Origin of the sequence: Mesorhizobium sp. WSM1497 (genome assembly GCF_001672455.2) — a bacterium.
GTDB classification, from domain to species: domain Bacteria; phylum Pseudomonadota; class Alphaproteobacteria; order Rhizobiales; family Rhizobiaceae; genus Mesorhizobium; species Mesorhizobium ciceri.
Window position 1 is genome coordinate 2,257,118 of sequence record NZ_CP021070.1, and the last position, 15,844, is coordinate 2,272,961.

Annotated in this window: 18 protein-coding genes; 7 read left to right on the top strand and 11 right to left on the bottom strand. The window is 62.0% G+C overall.

Going from position 1 to position 15,844, the window contains the following annotated elements; translation table 11 throughout:
- Positions 1–152 precede the first annotated feature (152 nt).
- Positions 153–1,118: a Gfo/Idh/MocA family oxidoreductase gene (locus tag A9K65_RS10880; protein ID WP_024504501.1), complete on the top strand. Its 966-nt coding sequence runs from the start codon at positions 153–155 to the stop codon at positions 1,116–1,118.
- A gap of 56 nt (positions 1,119–1,174) precedes the next feature.
- Here the strand turns inward: A9K65_RS10880 and mnmA are convergent, their stop codons facing one another.
- Positions 1,175–2,365, bottom strand: coding sequence for a tRNA 2-thiouridine(34) synthase MnmA (gene mnmA, locus A9K65_RS10885; protein ID WP_013529903.1), 1,191 nt, complete (start codon positions 2,363–2,365; stop codon positions 1,175–1,177).
- 289 nt (positions 2,366–2,654) lie between these two features.
- Between mnmA and A9K65_RS10890 the strand changes: the two genes are divergently transcribed.
- On the top strand, positions 2,655–2,930 hold the full coding sequence (locus A9K65_RS10890) for a DUF1153 domain-containing protein (protein WP_013529904.1): 276 nt from the start codon (positions 2,655–2,657) through the stop codon (positions 2,928–2,930).
- A gap of 68 nt (positions 2,931–2,998) precedes the next feature.
- Here the strand turns inward: A9K65_RS10890 and A9K65_RS10895 are convergent, their stop codons facing one another.
- A complete protein-coding gene (locus A9K65_RS10895; protein ID WP_064994471.1) occupies positions 2,999–3,925 on the bottom strand; it encodes an NADP-dependent oxidoreductase in 927 nt (308 codons plus the stop codon).
- A gap of 90 nt (positions 3,926–4,015) precedes the next feature.
- On the opposite strand from A9K65_RS10895, the gene A9K65_RS10900 reads away from it, so the two are divergent.
- Entirely contained in the window at positions 4,016–4,414 is a 399-nt protein-coding gene (locus A9K65_RS10900) for a helix-turn-helix domain-containing protein (protein ID WP_013529906.1), read from the top strand.
- A gap of 96 nt (positions 4,415–4,510) precedes the next feature.
- Here A9K65_RS10900 and A9K65_RS10905 read toward each other — a convergent pair whose 3' ends face one another.
- A complete protein-coding gene (locus tag A9K65_RS10905) occupies positions 4,511–4,888 on the bottom strand; it encodes a flagellar export protein FliJ (RefSeq protein WP_013529907.1) in 378 nt (125 codons plus the stop codon).
- Positions 4,889–5,340: 452 nt separating this feature from the next.
- On the opposite strand from A9K65_RS10905, the gene ctrA reads away from it, so the two are divergent.
- Complete coding sequence (ctrA, locus tag A9K65_RS10910) at positions 5,341–6,036, top strand: cell cycle two-component system response regulator CtrA (protein WP_006203583.1); 696 nt, start codon at positions 5,341–5,343, stop codon at positions 6,034–6,036.
- A gap of 104 nt (positions 6,037–6,140) precedes the next feature.
- Here the strand turns inward: ctrA and A9K65_RS10915 are convergent, their stop codons facing one another.
- Complete coding sequence (locus A9K65_RS10915) at positions 6,141–6,545, bottom strand: response regulator (RefSeq protein ID WP_024504503.1); 405 nt, start codon at positions 6,543–6,545, stop codon at positions 6,141–6,143.
- Positions 6,546–6,783: 238 nt separating this feature from the next.
- Positions 6,784–7,413, bottom strand: a complete 630-nt coding sequence (locus tag A9K65_RS10920; RefSeq protein WP_024504504.1) for a histidine phosphotransferase family protein — start codon at positions 7,411–7,413, stop codon at positions 6,784–6,786.
- Between the two features lie 391 nt (positions 7,414–7,804).
- Between A9K65_RS10920 and A9K65_RS10925 the strand changes: the two genes are divergently transcribed.
- Positions 7,805–8,341, top strand: coding sequence for an EipA family protein (locus A9K65_RS10925; protein WP_224621527.1), 537 nt, complete (start codon positions 7,805–7,807; stop codon positions 8,339–8,341).
- 176 nt (positions 8,342–8,517) lie between these two features.
- Positions 8,518–9,654 carry a hypothetical protein gene (locus A9K65_RS10930; protein ID WP_024504506.1) on the top strand — a complete coding sequence of 379 codons (1,137 nt, stop codon included), beginning with the start codon at positions 8,518–8,520 and terminating at the stop codon, positions 9,652–9,654.
- Between the two features lie 92 nt (positions 9,655–9,746).
- Here A9K65_RS10930 and A9K65_RS10935 read toward each other — a convergent pair whose 3' ends face one another.
- From A9K65_RS10935 to A9K65_RS10960, 6 genes are all read right to left on the bottom strand, one after another.
- Entirely contained in the window at positions 9,747–10,562 is an 816-nt protein-coding gene (locus A9K65_RS10935; protein ID WP_064994472.1) for an RNA methyltransferase, read from the bottom strand.
- Positions 10,563–10,726: 164 nt separating this feature from the next.
- A complete protein-coding gene (locus A9K65_RS10940) occupies positions 10,727–11,071 on the bottom strand; it encodes a metalloregulator ArsR/SmtB family transcription factor (RefSeq protein ID WP_013529913.1) in 345 nt (114 codons plus the stop codon).
- A gap of 152 nt (positions 11,072–11,223) precedes the next feature.
- Positions 11,224–12,003 (bottom strand): HugZ family protein, encoded by a 780-nt coding sequence (locus A9K65_RS10945; protein WP_064994473.1) that lies wholly within the window; start codon positions 12,001–12,003, stop codon positions 11,224–11,226.
- Positions 12,004–12,034: 31 nt separating this feature from the next.
- Entirely contained in the window at positions 12,035–13,210 is a 1,176-nt protein-coding gene (locus A9K65_RS10950; protein ID WP_064994474.1) for a CaiB/BaiF CoA-transferase family protein, read from the bottom strand.
- A gap of 7 nt (positions 13,211–13,217) precedes the next feature.
- Positions 13,218–13,979, bottom strand: a complete 762-nt coding sequence (locus tag A9K65_RS10955; RefSeq protein WP_064994475.1) for a 3-hydroxyacyl-CoA dehydrogenase — start codon at positions 13,977–13,979, stop codon at positions 13,218–13,220.
- A gap of 60 nt (positions 13,980–14,039) precedes the next feature.
- Positions 14,040–14,576: an N-acetyltransferase gene (locus A9K65_RS10960; protein ID WP_013529917.1), complete on the bottom strand. Its 537-nt coding sequence runs from the start codon at positions 14,574–14,576 to the stop codon at positions 14,040–14,042.
- Positions 14,577–14,850: 274 nt separating this feature from the next.
- Here A9K65_RS10960 and A9K65_RS10965 point away from each other — a divergent pair, with 274 nt between their 5' ends.
- Positions 14,851–15,843, top strand: a complete 993-nt coding sequence (locus A9K65_RS10965; protein WP_064994476.1) for a glutathione S-transferase family protein — start codon at positions 14,851–14,853, stop codon at positions 15,841–15,843.
- Position 15,844: the final 1 nt, after the last annotated feature.

Below are 15,844 nucleotides of genomic sequence, written 5' to 3' on the forward strand. Positions count from 1 at the left end.
TGAGCCTGTCAAGCTTCGAAGCAACCGGCTTGCCGGCTTATCGTCATTATCGAAAAGCTTTGCCGCGGCGACATTTGGTTGTCGCCGCCGGGGTTGAGTTCGAAGGGGCACGTCGCTATGTCTCGGCCACGAGTTTTTAGAGTTTGAAACAGATGAAGCCGCGCATAGCAGTCCTCGGTTGCGGATACTGGGGCAGCAACCACATCCGCACTCTCAAGGCGCTCGGCGCGCTGCACGCGGTCTCCGATACCAACCGGGCCCGCGCGGAAGGCTTTGCCAGCGAGCAGGACTGCCTGGCGATCGAGCCGGACCAGTTGTTCGTCCGTGACGATATCGACGCCATCGTCATGGCGCTGCCGCCGCAATTCCATGCCGACCTTGCGGTACGTGCCGTCGAGAGCGGCAAGGACGTGCTGGTGGAAAAGCCGATCGCGCTGACGGTGGCGGATGCCGAGCGTGCGGTGCAGGCGGCCAAGGACAATGGCCGCGTCTTCATGGTCGGCCATGTCCTGCGGTTCCACCCCGCCTTCGAGACGCTGAAGGGGCTGATCGACAAGGGCGAACTCGGGGAGGTCCGCTACATCCACTCTCATCGGCTCGGCCTCGGCAAGTTCCACACAGAGAACGACGCGCTGTGGGACCTGGCGCCGCACGATCTGTCGATGATCCTGGCGATCACCGGCACGGAGCCGATCGAGGTGCGCGGCGAGGGGGCCGCCCTGCTCGATAATCTCAGCGACTTCGCGCATCTGCACATGCGCTTCCCCAACGGCCTGCGCAGCCATCTCTTCACCTCGCGTCTCAATCCCTATCGCGAGCGGCGGCTGACCGTGGTCGGCACCAAGGCAATGGCGGTGTTCGACGACGTCGAGCCATGGGAACGCAAGCTGGCCGTCTACCGCCACGCGGTGTGGCAGGACAGCGGCCAATGGGCCTTCACCACCAATGAGCCGTCCTATGTCGCGGTTGCCCAGGGCATGCCGCTGACGCGCGAGCTGGAGCATTTCATCCAGTGCATCGAGACGCGTGCCGAACCGCGTACCAGCGGCGAGGAAGCGATCAGGGTGCTGCGCATCCTGACCGCCGGCACGGTCACCCACACCAAGTCGAATTCCTGAAGCGCGGATTATTCGGCAGGAAACTTATTCGGCAAGAATCTTATTCCGCGGGAATCTTATTCCGCGGGAATCTGGGCCGGCCGGGCGGCAAGCCGGGTCAGCATGGCCTCGGCCTCGGCGCCACGCTCCGAACGCTCGATGAAGCCGCCGCCGAACACGCGGGCCTCGTTGCCGTCATCGGAGTAGAGCACGCAGGCCTGGCCCGGCGCGATGCCGGACTCGCCGTCGACCAGCTCCACCCATGTGGCACCGGCACGATGATGCAGCACGGCCGGGCGCGGCGGCCGCGTCGAGCGGACCTTGGCGAACAGTTCCAGGCCGCCGGCAGGGACGTCTGTGAGCGGTCCGTCGCCCAGCCAGTTCATATTGCGCAGATAGATCTTGTGCGTCTCCAGCGCCTCGCGCGGGCCAACCACGACGCGAGCCCGGTCGGCATCGAGATGGACGACGTAAAGCGGCTCGCCGGAAGCGATGCCGATGCCACGGCGCTGGCCGATCGTGTAGCGCAGGATGCCCTCATGGCGGCCGAGCACGCGACCGTCGATGTGGACGATGTCGCCCGGATTGGCCGCAGTTGGCTTCAGCTTGGCGATGATGTCGGAATACTTGCCCTGCGGCACGAAGCAGATGTCCTGGCTGTCCTGCTTGGCGGCAACCGCCAGCCCCATCTCCTCGGCGATGGCGCGAACCTGAGGCTTCGACAGGCCGCCGAGGGGAAAGCGCAGATAATCGATCTGCGCCTGCGTGGTGGCGAACAGGAAGTAGCTCTGGTCACGGTCGGCGTCGACCGGACGGTAGAGCGCGCGCTGGGCGCCATTGGCGCCGGAACGGATGTAGTGGCCGGTGGCCAGCGCGTCGGCGCCGAGCTCCTTGGCGGTGGCCAGGAGGTCGGCGAACTTCACCGTCTGGTTGCAGGAAACGCACGGGATCGGCGTCTCGCCGGCGACGTAGCTTTCGGCGAAGGGATCGATGACCGCCTTGCGGAAGCGTTCCTCGTAGTCGAGCACATAATGGGGGATGCCGAGCGTCTCGGAGACACGGCGGGCATCGTCGATGTCCTGCCCCGCGCAGCATGAGCCGGCCCGGTGCGTCGCCGCGCCGTGGTCGTAGAGCTGCAAGGTGACGCCGACGACGTCGTAGCCCTCGCGTTTCAGCAGGCCGGCGACGACCGATGAATCGACACCGCCCGACATGGCGACGACGATGCGGGTGTTTTCGGGACGTCCGGGAAGATCGAGACTGTTCATGATGCTTTCGTTCTGCGCGGCGCCTCAATGCCAATGTCGAGAATATAGGTCAAGCTTTACCGGCGCGCCAGCGTGCAGGGCGATTCACCGTTTGTGGCCGATCTTCGCCAATGGATGCATTTTCCCCCGGCAAATCAGGGTTTGCGGGCAGATGTTTCAAATGCCGGCGAAAAGACTAACGCGGCGTTCATGATCCTTACCTAGTCATTAGGGTCTGCTTAGGCAATTTTTAAAGCTGTGGCGGTAACGTGGCGGGGATTGGGTCTTTGAGTTTTTTGTAGAGAGTACGATGACCGATCTGGTTAGACCGAGAGTCAAATATGTTATCGGGCCTGACGGCAGCCCTCTTACGATTGCCGATCTGCCGCCGACCAATACACGTCGCTGGGTTATCCGGCGTAAGGCGGAAGTGGTTGCGGCCGTGCGCGGCGGGCTTTTGAGCCTGGACGAGGCATGCCAACGCTACAAGCTCACCACCGAGGAATTCCTGTCCTGGCAGGCGTCGATCGACGAATACGGCCTTGCCGGGCTGCGCACGACACGCATCCAGCAATACCGGCACTGACCATTGCGAATTTAGATGAAGGGCGCGGCTAACTCCGCGCCCTTCTGTTTTCACGGTCACCGTTCCGCTCAGAGCGACAGCACAACCTTGCCGATCGGCTTGGTGGCAAGGAAGGCGTGAGCGGCCCCCGCCTGGTCCAGTGGGAAGCTCTTCGCCACATGGACGGTGATCTTGTTGGCATCGATCAACCGAGCCAGTTCCAGCAGGCCCTCCCTGTCGGGCACGACCGACATACGCTCGACCCGAATATCGCGCGCACTGGCCTGCGCCCTGGTGTCGTCGCTGACATCGAGCAGTGACACCAGCACGCCGCCACGCTTGAGCACCTTCAGCGAGCGTTGGGCGTGGTCGCCGCCCATTGGATCCAGCACCAGATCGATGTCGCGAACCTGATCGGTGAAATCGCCCTTGGTGTAGTCGATGACCTCGTCGGCGCCGAGGTTGCGGACGAAATCGAGCTTGCCCGGGCTGGCCGTGGCGACGACGTAGGCGCCGCGCGCCTTGGCGATCTGCACCGCCAGATGACCGACGCCGCCGGCTCCCGCATGCACCAATACGCGCTGCCCCGATTTCAGCCCGCCGTGGCGAACAAGCCCTTGCCAGGCGGTGAGGCCGGCCAGCGGCAAGGCGCCTGCCTCGAGGTGGCCCGCGCCCTTCGGCTTCAGTGTGATTTGATCGGCAGGTACGGCAACCAACTCGGCATAGGCGGCGGCCTGCTTGGGAAAGCGCGGCATCCCGAACACCTCGTCGCCGATCTTGAAGCCGGTGACGCCGGCGCCGAGTGCTTCGACAGTTCCCGAGATATCCCACCCCAGGATGAAGGGCGGCTCGCCGAGCAAGGGGTAGTAGCCGGCACGGACGGCGCCATCGACCGGATTGATGCCCGCGGCCTTGACACCGACCAGCACTTCGCCGGCCTCTGGCGTGGGATCGGGCTGATCGGCGATGACAAGGACGTCGGGTCCGCCGACGGAATTCTGGATAGCGGCACGCATTGAGATATCTCCTGCTCGGTTGATGCCACTATCATTTGGATAGTAATAGTCCCTTGTCCAGTATGTACCTTTCTGATACATACGCACCTCATGGATAGTGAAGATGATTGCGGTTTCGGCTATGACGCGTTCCGGCGAACGTGTCCTTCGCACACGGTGCTGGAGATGCTGGCCAGCAAATGGGTCTATCTGGTGGTTTGCGCGCTGCGCAAAGGCCGGCTGCGCAATGGCGAGCTTGCCCGGAAGCTTGACGGCATCACGCCGAAGATGCTGACCCAGACGCTGCGCGTGCTCGAGCGCGACGGATTGGTACGGCGCGAGATCTTTCCGGTCATTCCGCCGCGCGTCGAATATGAATTGACCGAGCTCGGTCAGAACCTGGCGGGACTGCTTACCCAGATCAGGTCATGGGCGGAGCAGCATGCGCCGGATATCAAGGATGCCCGTGCAAGGGCAATTGCCGAGAATGAAGGGGATTGGGCCGCGTAGGGCGGTTTTCATTCTTCTGGGCGTATTCCGCCGGGCCGCAAGCCGCGACAATGCGCCAGTCCGATGGCGAGCGTTGACGTCGCCAGGGGCAGGGTTTTAGCCGATCATGGCGCTGCGGCCACCGACTTCGGCTTCGCGGATCTTCGTGTCGCGCGATTCCAGCATTTCCGCTTTGGAAAGCTCCGCTTCAGCTTCGCCGAGTAATGATTCGGCGGCGCTTCGCTGCTGGGCGAGGTCGCTTTGGGAATTCCTGAGATTGTCGCGGCGCAGGCGAGCCGCCTTGGCGAAGGTCGGATAGGCGAAATGGTTGATGTCGGTGATGCCGGCCTTCTTTTCCTCGGCGGTAATCTGAAGCTCCAGCTCGACGGCCATGCGTTCGAACTCGGCGATCATCATGTCGAGCTGCAGCAGCTGCCGCCGCTTCTCATTCACCTGAAACTGTTTCAGCCGAACGAGGTTTTCACGTGACTTCATGATTCGGTACTCCCGGAAACGCACACCCGCACTTATCGTCCAAACCACCTGGAAACGCCCAGGCCGCACCCGTGTCCACCGGCTTTCCCCCAACTATGGGAAACAAAACCCTAAAGTTTTTTGCCGGCGGTAACCATTCGTTTACGGGCATTGTTAATCATACGGGTCAGGACTTAAGGCCGGGTAAAAATTCCGGCCACCGATGCGGAAGCGACGTCGATGAGTCCCTGGAGTCGCTTAGTCCAGGTTGTTAATGTGTTGCATTAGGAATTTGGCTCTGAGATTCGTTATTAGATTCAAGAGGGTGTAGAAAGAGGTTAAAAAATCTGGTACCGTCATGGACGGGAAATTAGGATTTGTTAACCATTCAATGGCAGCCTCTGCACAAGGCAACCACTGCTCCGGGTCCGGACGGGTCGTGAAATGGTCCGGCAGCAGAAAAGGGGAATAAAATGCGTGTTCTGCTGATAGAAGATGACAGTGCAACCGCACAAAGCATCGAACTGATGCTGAAATCGGAAAGTTTCAACGTCTACACGACCGATCTCGGTGAAGAGGGCGTCGATCTAGGCAAGCTCTACGACTACGATATCATTCTTCTCGACCTCAACCTGCCTGACATGTCAGGCTACGAGGTCTTGAGAACGCTTCGCCTTTCCAAGGTCAAAACACCTATTCTCATCCTCTCCGGCATGGCCGGCATCGAGGACAAGGTGCGCGGCCTCGGCTTCGGCGCAGACGACTACATGACCAAGCCATTCCACAAGGACGAGCTGGTTGCCCGCATTCATGCCATCGTGCGGCGTTCCAAGGGCCACGCCCAGTCGGTCATCACCACCGGCGACCTGGTGGTCAACCTCGATGCCAAGACAGTCGAAGTGGGCGGCCAGCGCGTGCACCTGACCGGCAAGGAATACCAGATGCTGGAGTTGCTCTCGCTACGCAAGGGCACCACGTTGACCAAGGAAATGTTCCTCAACCACCTCTATGGCGGCATGGACGAGCCTGAGCTGAAAATCATCGACGTCTTCATCTGCAAGCTGCGCAAAAAGCTCGACGCGGCATCGGGCGGTCAGAACTACATCGAAACGGTCTGGGGTCGCGGCTATGTGCTGCGCGAACCGGAAGACATTCGCGTCAGCGCCTGAGCGACGAATCGTTCGAATCTTTTCAATAAAAAACCCGGCTTCGGCCGGGTTTTTGCATGATGGGCTGGTAACGGTCTGCTTTTGGGCTTCCGAGCAGAAGACCGTCACGCACTTTTTCTGGAGTTGCTCAAGGATGCCGAATCAGGTGCGCTCTTCAAGGTGCGAAAGCGCTCGAGCAACTGCGGGCGGTTGAACGGCTTCAAGAGATAGCCCTGGGCGCCGGCTCGCTTGGCCCGCATGATCGAAGCAATATCGAGCTCGACCAGGGAAATCAGGATCTGCGGCCTTATCGGGCTCTCCATGGCGCGGACGCGACGGATGAGATCGACCGCCGGTACGTCGGGCAAGGCGCCATCGACGACGATGATGTCGGGCATGTCGGCGGCGCACATCTCCAGCGCGTCAAGTCCGCTGGCGGCCTCGATGACAATCATTTCGGAGCCGCCCAGGATGCGTTTTGCAACCTTCCTGATAACGCTTGAATCGTCGACGAACATGCAGCGTTTCATTTCCGGGTCCTCTTTGCCTTCTGGCAGTCCGGTAGCGTCGGGGGCATCCAGGACGCACCATAGGCCAATCTGGTAAAGAAGCCGAAAAGGCGTTAGGTAAAATTTTTATAAAGATGGGCAGGTGCCTACTTTTATTCACGAATGCTTTGGCGCCGCCTGAACGACCAGACGCATCTCAAGTCGATGAGCTGGAATTACAGCTTTAAATGAAAAAATACTTCGCTTTATCGGCTGCGCATCAGGCCGCCGAAAGCACGATTTCTTCCGGCGTCGCGTGGATCGATATCGTCATGCCGGCCTCGCGCGCCAGAAGCAGCGTGTAATAGGGCTGCACGGAATGCGCGTCGATCGGCTCCTCCGGCTTGTGGCCGGAATGCAGTTCGAGGAATTTCGGCGGCACCCGCAGCATCGGGCCAGCCGACGCAAGCGCGAAACGCGGTTCGGTCTCAAGGTTTTCCAGCGTCACGGAAAGCTTGCCGCCGCGCGGAATGGCGGCATTGGCGACGAGGATCAGGTTGAGCAGCAGCTTGACCTTGTTCTTGGGCAGCAACGCGCGGGGCCCGTTCCAGGTCAGTTCCGGCTTTTCGTTCTTGAGGAAGGCGATGGCGACCGCTTCGGCATCGCCGGTATCGATCAACATACCGGCCGAACCGGCGGCACCGAAGGCGATGCGGGCGAACTGAAGGCGGGCCGAAGCGTTGCGGGCGCTCTGACGGATCAGCTTCATGGCGTCCTCATCGGCGCCGCCTTCATCAAGCAATTCGAGCCCGTTGTTGATCGCGCCGACCGGCGAGATGATATCGTGGCAGACCCGGCTGCACAAAAGCGCTGCCAGATCGGGTGCGGAAAGGGTGAACAGATCGGCCATCGGCGAAAAATCCCTGCAAAATCTCACAACTCATGGCCGGGCGATCGATCGTCGCCTGCCACACGAATCACGCACTCTCTCCTCAGGCTTTCTGAATACACAGCGCCCGTGCGTGCAGCAACAAATCCAAATTGTGGTTGTGGCAAATGGCGTGTTCACGCAGGCTGCCGACCCCAATTGAGCGACCCCAAACAGCCTTCGAACCGCCATGTTCATGTGGGAGCTTAATGGTTGAAAAAGGATTACGGCATAATTTGCCCCTAACAGTTACCCTTAACGGCCGGCTAAAAGAGCCGTACGGGGTGCGAGGCGTCGGCGAAGGTGCTCCCTGACGGAGATTGGAAGCATGTTTTCCCGATACTACGACCGGAGCTTTCTCCGTGTCTTCTCAATGGCGGTCACGCTCCTGGGCGTTCTCGTCTTCTCGACTTCAGCCCTGCGGGCCCAGGAATACACCGCTCAGGAGATTGTCGATTCCGGTCACAAATTTTTTGGCGCCACATCGGGCGGACTCGCCACGGTGATCGAGAAGATTTTTGCCTCCTACGGCCTGCCCAACGGCTATCTGCTGGGCGAAGAGGGCTCTGGTGCGCTGATCGGTGGCCTGACCTATGGCGAAGGCACGCTCTACACCAAGAATGCCGGCGACCACAAAGTGTTCTGGCAAGGCCCGTCGCTCGGCTGGGATTTCGGCGGCGAGGGGTCGCGGGTGATGATGCTGGTCTACAATCTCGATGATGTGGGCAGCCTCTACAACCGCTATGGCGGCGTTGCCGGTTCAGCCTATGTGGTGGCGGGCGTCGGCTTCAACGTGCTGAAGAACAACAATGTTCTCCTGGTGCCGATCCGCACCGGCGTCGGTGCTCGGCTCGGCGTCAATCTCGGCTATCTGAAGCTTACCGAGCGGGCCACCTGGAATCCGTTCTAGGCTGAAGTCCTTGACTGTCGTTGTCCAAATCCGGGACCGCTTTTGGGTCGACATGCATTAAACTCGTAGCGTTGCGGCAAACCCTTGCCGCAACGCTGGATTTCCGCCATGTCAACGTGGCACAGTCAAAGCGCTCTATGCGCTTTTGATGCTTGCCGGCCACAACGGGTAGTCACTTGGTCCAGTCGGTCCTGTTCTTCGTCCTCGGCTTTCTCTGCGCTGGCTTTCTGGCGCTCATGGTGGCTCCGGCCATATGGCGTCGTGCGGTCGCGCTTACACGCAAACGCATCGAATCCTCGATCCCTCTGACGCAGACCGAAATCCAGGCGGACAAGGATCGCATCCGCGCCGAATACGCCATGACGACGCGCCGCCTGGAAATCAGCGTCAAGGCGTTGCGTGAGAAGGCGGCCGAACAACTGGTCGAGATCAATCGCGGTCGCGAGGCCATGAAGGGCCTGGCGGTCGAGCGGACGGACAAGAACCAGGCGCTGACCGAGCTGGGCGCGAAGAACGAAGCGCTGCGTCAGCGAGAGGGCGAGTTGCAGCAGCTTTCGGAGCGTCTGAAGGAAACCGAACGCAAGCTGGAAAAGCGCGCCCTTGAGCTGGAAAAGCTGGAGCGCATGTATGACGACGCCAGTTTTTCCTCGAGCAGCCGGCAGATCGAGCTCGTGGCGCGAGAGTCCGAAATGCAGAAACTCGCCAGTGACATTGCGATGCTGCGCGGCCAGCGCAAGGAAGCCGACAGGCGCGGCCAGGAAATCGCGGCCGAAAGCAAGGCCGCGCGGGACGCCCTGAAAGCCGAGAAGAAAAAGACCGCCGAGCTCGACAAGAAGGTCGAACGGCTGCTGGCCACACTTGCCGATCGAGAAGACAAACTCGACCGCCGCGAAAAGGAACTGGCACGCATGCGCGAAAGATCGAAATCCGAGGACAGTGCGCCAGCCTTGCGGCTGGTCGGCAAGGGCGGCGATGTCGCGAGGAGCGATGATTTCGACAAGGCAATCGCCAAGCTCGACAGCGACCGTGAGCAGCTCGAGGCGAGGCTGACGGCGCTGGCGCGCGAGAACAAACGGCTGAAGGCGGATCTCACCGCACTGGCCGCCTCCAAGGCCACTGACAGCAGCTCCGCCTTGCGCGAGCAGATGAACGAGCTGGCGGCGGAGGTCGTCCATCTGACGGCCAAGCTCGAGGGGCCTGGTTCGCCGATCGCCATGGCATTGGCGGTACCGTCGGACGCACGCTCCGGCAACGGTGACCGCAGTCTTGCCGACCGCGTGCGCGCGCTGCAGAAGGCTGACGCGACAAGCTGAGATCAGGTCTCCTTAGAGCATTTCACCGTTTCACGGAAACGGCGAAATGCCCTAACTCTTTGCTTTGACGCAATTCTGGACGGAAAACCGCTTCACACTTTTCCTAGAATTGCTCTAGCCGAAAAATGGTGCAGCGCGATGGCTGAAGCCGCGGCGACATTCAGGCTGTCGAAGCCTTCCGCCATGGTGATCCGCACGTCGTGCAGGCTTGCGAGCAGGTCGTCCGGCAAGCCTTCGCCCTCGGTGCCGAGATAGAGCGCCAGGCGCTCGCTGCGCTGCGCATCGCGGATGTCGGTCTTCCCGCGTGGCGAGAGCGCGAATTGTTCGAAGCCACGTCGGGCGAGCATCGTTGTGAAGCCGGCGGTGTCGGTGAACGATGCGAACGGGATCTTGAGCGCGGCGCCGACCGAAACGCGGATCGCCTTGCGATAGAGCGGGTCGCAGCACGTCGCATCCAGCAAAACCGCGTCAGCGCCAAAGGCGGCGGCGTTGCGGAAGATCGAGCCCACATTGTCATGGTTGGCGATGCCGACGAGCACCACGACCAGCGCACGAGGCGGCAAGCCATCGAGCAGGGCTTCGGCCGGCTGCGGCGCTCCCTTGCGGCCCATGGCTAGGATGCCGCGATGCATGTGAAATCCGGCGATTGCGTCCATCACCGTGCTGGTGGCCACATAGACCGGGAGGTCGGCGGGCGCCTTGCTCAGGATCTTGTCGAGACCCGCCAGCCGGTTTTCCAGGACGAGGGCCGATTCGGCGGCAAAGCGTCCAGTTGTGAGCAGCAGGTCGAGCACCACCTTGCCTTCGGCGACGAAGCGGCCTTGCCGGCCGGCGAGGTCACGCTCGCGAATGTCGAGATAGGCAGCGACGCGCGGATCTTGCGGGTCGTCGATGCGAATGGGATCCATGCATTCCTCGCGACCGTCGCATCGGCCCGAAAATCCGGACCGCTTCCCGGCGCTCACCTTGTTTGGAAAGCACGATGCGACAATTCGGGACAATCAGCCAGCTTTGTGCGCCCCAAATCGGCGCATGTCGCTCTGAATCGCCGGCGAGATCGGCGGCTGTGTGGTCAGGTTCCAGCACGGCGCAAGCGGTGCGCCATCTGGGACAGGTCATCCTTGCCGCTGCCGAAAATGCCGTCCAGCATGACAAGCAGTTCTCGCACGGCGTCGGATTTGCAGGAGTAGTAAATCATCTGGCGGTCGCGGCGGGTGTCGACAAGGTCGAGCGCCCGCAACTTGGCGAGATGCTGGGACAGGGCGGATTGGCTGAGCATCACCTTCTCGGCTATGGCTCCCACCGACATTTCACCTTCGGCGAGGTAGCTCATGATCAACAGTCGCTTCTCATTGCCCATCAGCATGAGAAACTCTGCCGCCGATTCGGCGTTCACGATTAGCTTTGTCGAGACCATCGATCCCCCATGCTTCCTGTTCATCCCGACGCCATGGGGGCAATGGCGTCTGATTCCATAAATTCACTTATCGATCGGCGCTGGCGATTCAGCGTCACTAAAAGGTAGAGCATTTCACCTAAATCTCAAGTGTTGCTTTTGATCCAGCATAATTAAGTCTCAGTCCCGGCGTCGACAATGGCTCGGCCAGCCCTCGCCATATCGACCAGAACGTGCCGCAATTCACCTGCTGCGCCCAGAGGTTGCGGGTAAAAGACCCGGCAAGCATCGTCGCCCGACACCAGATCCATGCCATCGGCATCGAATCCGGCAATACGCCAGCCGTTGCCGGATACTTTGGCGAAATGCTGTGCGTAAACGGCGATCGCGTCGAGATGGTCGGCGTTCATGTGGTCGATGGCCGATTGTTCGCGCGCCGCGAGTTCCTCGACGACCGGTCCGCTGGCGAGCAGATCCGATCGGTCGAGCTGATAGGCCTTGCCGAAGCCGCCGTTGAGGCTGGCGCGTTGCGGATCGAGGCGAAAGATCGAAAAGTCACCGAGACCGGCGTAAAGTTTCGCCCTGGCATTGTGATTGAGGTAACGGCGCTCGGTGCGGGCGTGTTCGGCCGATCCGCGCTCGATCCTTACCGCCTGGCAGACCAGTGTCAGGCGCGGGTGCGCCAGCGGGTCGCCCTTGCCTGGTTCGCCGAGCAACAGGGAACAGCGCGGGTCGGCAAGCAGCGCGCCGGTGTGCGCCGAAAGCATCGACACCAGGATCAGCGGTGCGCCGTCGATGTCGGTGGCCACGCCAACCCTGCTGGCCAGCGGCGAGCCGGTTTGCGGTTCGATCACCGCCAGGGCGCCAAAGCGGGCGCTGCGCAGAAGCGTCTTCGCCAGCCGGATCGCTTCGGCGTCCGTCTCACGGATCACGTCCTTCTTCGGCTCGTCCAAGGCAGCACCGCAGTAAGTTGATTTTTGTTCTCTAGTTATCGGTCAGCAAGCCGGATTTGACAAGGTCGTCGATCTCGGCTTTCGCAAAGCCGAAACGTGCCAGCGTTGTCGACGGCAACAAATCCTCATCGCCGGGCATAGTGGCCAATGTCGGTTGCGAACTCGAGAAACGCGGGGCCGGGGCCGGGCGCTCAAATGCACCTGCCGTCACAGAGGCGTTGCGTGCCCGATTGTGCGGGTGGTGCTTTGCCTCTTGCAGCGACAGAACGGGTGCAACGCAGGCATCGGTTTGCGCGAACAACCGGTCCCAGTCGTCGCGTGGTTTCTGCCGGATCCGATCGGCAATGGCGGCGCGCATCGGCGGCCACAGGGCCTTGTCGTACTGGCCGGATGCAAAGCGCTCGTCGAGCGGCAGCAGCCTGGCGAATTCGGCGAAGAATTGCGGCTCGAGACAGCCGATGGCGATATGGCGTCCGTCCGACGTCTCATAGGTGTCGTAGAACGGGGCGCCGGAATCGAGCAGGTTCGCGCCGCGCTTGTCGCTCCACAAGCCGGCCGCCATCAAGGCGTGCAGGGGCACCGCCAGCATCGAGGCGCCATCGACCATCGCTGCGTCGATGACTTCACCCTTGCCTGTGCGCGAACGTTGGAAAAGGGCGGCCAGCACGCCGGCAACCAGCATCATGGCGCCACCGCCATAGTCTGCAACGAGGTTGAGCGGCGGGACGGGACGGCCGCCGGCATGGCCGATGGCGTGCAGCACGCCGCTATAGGCGAGGTAGGTTATGTCATGGCCGGCGCGGCCGGCGAGCGGACCGCCCTGGCCGAAGCCGGTCATACGGCCGTAGATCAGCGCCGGGTTACGCACCAGCACCGTTTCCGGGCCGAGGCCGAGCCGCTCCATGACGCCCGGGCGAAAGCCTTCGAGCAACATGTCCGCCTTTTCGGCAAGGCGCAGCAACAGATCGGTGCCTTCACGGCGCTTCAGGTCGAGGCGCAGCACGGCGCGGCCATGGCGGTCGATGTTATACTCATCCGGCAGCGGCAGGAGCTGGCTCGTCCCCGCCCGTTCGATGCGCAACAGTTGCGCGCCCATCTCCGACAGCATCAGGCCGGCCAGCGGCACGGGGCCGAGCCCGGCCATCTCGATCACCTTCAGCCCGGTCAGCGGACCGGTTTTAGCGGCAGCGGACAGGCCGGCGCTCATGACCGGTTTATTTCGGCGCCATGCGAATGGCGCCGTCGAGGCGAATGGTCTCGCCGTTCAGCATCTGGTTCTCGATGATGTGCAGGGCGAGAGCGGCATATTCGGACGGTTCGCCCAGGCGCGACGGGAAGGGCACGGCGGCGCCCAGTGAATCCTGCACCTCTTGCGGCATGCCGGCCATCATCGGCGTCTTGAAGATGCCGGGAGCGATGGTGCAGACGCGGATGCCGGAACGGGCAAGGTCGCGCGCCACCGGCAGCGTCATGCCGACGACGCCGCCCTTGGACGCCGCATAGGCGGCCTGGCCGATCTGGCCATCATAGGCGGCAACCGAAGCGGTGTTGACAATGACGCCGCGCTCGCCGCCCGGCAGCGGCTCGAGCTTCGACGCGCGTTCGGCGACGAGGCGGATCATGTTGAACGTGCCGATCAGATTGATCTCGATCACCTTGCGGTACTGATCAAGCGGATGGGGACCATCCTTGCCGATCGTCTTCACGCCGATGGCGATGCCGGCGCAATTGATCAGGATACGCGGCTCGCCAAGCTTGGCGGCGACGTCGGCGAGGGCAGCAGTCCCACTGTCGGCGCTGCTGACGTCGCATTGGACGGCAATACCGCCGATCTCGGCCGCGACCTTGGCCGCGCGGTCAATACCGACATCGAAGATGGCGACGCGGGCTCCCTTGGTGGCCAGCGCGCGCGCCGTTGCCTCGCCAAGGCCGGAGCCGCCGCCGGTGACGATCGCGATCTGGCCGTTCGGGTTCATGACGTCATCCTTTGATCTCAGGAACAGTGGACGGATCAGGCGCCAGATCGATGGGAAAGGTCAAGCCATCGCCGCGGTAGGATCGGTCACCCTGGCCTGATCGGCGTGGCAGACCTCGCCCAAGAGCCTGGCGACCGCGCCCGGCGCGATCTCGTGCGACAGCAGCCGGTCGAGGTCGACGGGGCGCGGCATCGAAATCTGGCCGCGCGGAATCCGCTTGAAACCGAGCGGCCCGTAATAGGGCTCGTCACCGACCAGCATGACGGCAGGTGCGCCGGCCCGGGCAGCGGCCTCCAGCGCGATCGCCACCAGCCGGCGGCCGATGCCGAGATTCTTGAAGGCCGGCCGCACGGCGAGCGGCCCGAGCATCAATGCGCGGCCGGCACCGGCGGCGATGCGGGTCATGCGCACCGAGGCGACGACGATGTCGCCATTGACGGCGACAAAGGACAGCGAGCGCTCGTGCCCTCCGGCCTCACGAATCTTGTAGGCGGCCAGCACAAAGCGGCCGGGCCCGAAGGCTTCGTCGTTGATGGCTTCGATCTCGGGGTCGTGCGCCGGGGTTTCCGGCAGGTATTTCACGTCGGCAAGGCTCATGGTCTTTGCGGTCCGGTACAAGGAGGAAAGGTTGCTGCAAACGGCAGCATTCGCCAGTCAGCGCTTCATCAAGCGCGGGCGCCCTTTCGTCGTCGGTCAAACCGGATCAAAGCAAAGTCGAACATGCGGATTGTCCGCTAGCATCAATTTCCCGCCGCTGCAATCGGCCGTTTCTGTCCGTCATTTCTGCCAAGTGACGGTCTGTTCAGCACCTGACGTCTTCGACAGGGCAGCCTTGCGCCTACATCAACCAACAGGACGCAAGGAGATTCGCATGGGATTGCTGGTCGAAGGAAGATGGCAGGACCGCTGGTACGATACGGCGGACAATGGTGGCAGGTTCGTGCGGGCGCAGTCGCAATGGCGCGACTGGATCACCGTTGACGGGGCGCCCGCCGAAGGCCGGACGCGCGGTTTCAAGGCCGAGCCCGGCCGCTATCACCTCTATGTCTCGCTTGCCTGTCCGTGGGCCCACCGGACGTTGATCTTTCGCGCGCTGAAGAAGCTGGAGGGCATCATATCGGTGTCCGTGGTGCATCATTTCATGGGCGCCAACGGCTGGACGTTCGTAGCTGAGGACGGCGCCACGGGCGACACGCTCTACGGCCTCGACTTCCTGCACCAGATCTATGCCAAGGCCGATCCCGCCTATTCGGGCAGGGTGACTGTGCCGGTGCTGTGGGACAAAAAGGAGCAGACCATCGTCTCCAACGAGTCTTCCGAAATCATCCGCATGCTGAATTCAGCCTTCGATGAATGGGGCGACGCCAGCTTGGATTTCTATCCGAAGGCGTTGCGCGGCGAGATCGACCGCATCAATGCGCTGGTCTATCCCGCCATCAACAACGGCGTCTATCGCGCCGGCTTCGCCACCACGCAACGCGCCTATGAAGAGGCTTTCGGCGAGCTGTTCTCGGCGCTGGATACGTTGGAGGAGCGGCTGGCAAAACAGCGCTATCTCGTCGGTGGTCGTATCACCGAGGCCGACTGGCGGCTGTTCACCACGCTGGTGCGCTTCGATCCGGTTTATGTCGGCCATTTCAAATGCAATCTGCGCCGCATCGCCGACTACCCGAACCTGTCCAACTATCTGCGCGATCTCTATCAGGTCCCTGGCGTGGGCGGGACGGTGAACATGCATCACATCAAGGCGCATTATTACGGCAGCCACCAGACGATCAATCCGACGCGGATCGTGCCTGTCGGACCGGATCTCGATTATGGCGCACGGCATGACCGGGCGCGCTTCGAGAAAGCGGCGGCCTGAT

Bases quoted from the DNA above. Each gene is read 5' to 3' on its own strand.
- A9K65_RS10890 (WP_013529904.1), top strand. From the start codon at position 2,655: ATGACCGATCTGGTTAGACCGAGAGTCAAATATGTTATCGGGCCTGAC.
- A9K65_RS10900 (WP_013529906.1), top strand. From the start codon at position 4,016: ATGGATAGTGAAGATGATTGCGGTTTCGGCTATGACGCGTTCCGGCGA.
- A9K65_RS10925 (WP_224621527.1), top strand. From the start codon at position 7,805: ATGGCGGTCACGCTCCTGGGCGTTCTCGTCTTCTCGACTTCAGCCCTG.
- A9K65_RS10935 (WP_064994472.1), bottom strand. From the start codon at position 10,562: ATGGATCCCATTCGCATCGACGACCCGCAAGATCCGCGCGTCGCTGCC.
- A9K65_RS10950 (WP_064994474.1), bottom strand. From the start codon at position 13,210: ATGAGCGCCGGCCTGTCCGCTGCCGCTAAAACCGGTCCGCTGACCGGG.
- A9K65_RS10880 (WP_024504501.1), top strand. From the start codon at position 153: ATGAAGCCGCGCATAGCAGTCCTCGGTTGCGGATACTGGGGCAGCAAC.
- mnmA (WP_013529903.1), bottom strand. From the start codon at position 2,365: ATGAACAGTCTCGATCTTCCCGGACGTCCCGAAAACACCCGCATCGTC.
- ctrA (WP_006203583.1), top strand. From the start codon at position 5,341: ATGCGTGTTCTGCTGATAGAAGATGACAGTGCAACCGCACAAAGCATC.
- A9K65_RS10960 (WP_013529917.1), bottom strand. From the start codon at position 14,576: ATGAGCCTTGCCGACGTGAAATACCTGCCGGAAACCCCGGCGCACGAC.
- A9K65_RS10965 (WP_064994476.1), top strand. From the start codon at position 14,851: ATGGGATTGCTGGTCGAAGGAAGATGGCAGGACCGCTGGTACGATACG.
- A9K65_RS10955 (WP_064994475.1), bottom strand. From the start codon at position 13,979: ATGAACCCGAACGGCCAGATCGCGATCGTCACCGGCGGCGGCTCCGGC.
- A9K65_RS10920 (WP_024504504.1), bottom strand. From the start codon at position 7,413: ATGGCCGATCTGTTCACCCTTTCCGCACCCGATCTGGCAGCGCTTTTG.
- A9K65_RS10905 (WP_013529907.1), bottom strand. From the start codon at position 4,888: ATGAAGTCACGTGAAAACCTCGTTCGGCTGAAACAGTTTCAGGTGAAT.
- A9K65_RS10915 (WP_024504503.1), bottom strand. From the start codon at position 6,545: ATGAAACGCTGCATGTTCGTCGACGATTCAAGCGTTATCAGGAAGGTT.
- A9K65_RS10940 (WP_013529913.1), bottom strand. From the start codon at position 11,071: ATGGTCTCGACAAAGCTAATCGTGAACGCCGAATCGGCGGCAGAGTTT.
- A9K65_RS10895 (WP_064994471.1), bottom strand. From the start codon at position 3,925: ATGCGTGCCGCTATCCAGAATTCCGTCGGCGGACCCGACGTCCTTGTC.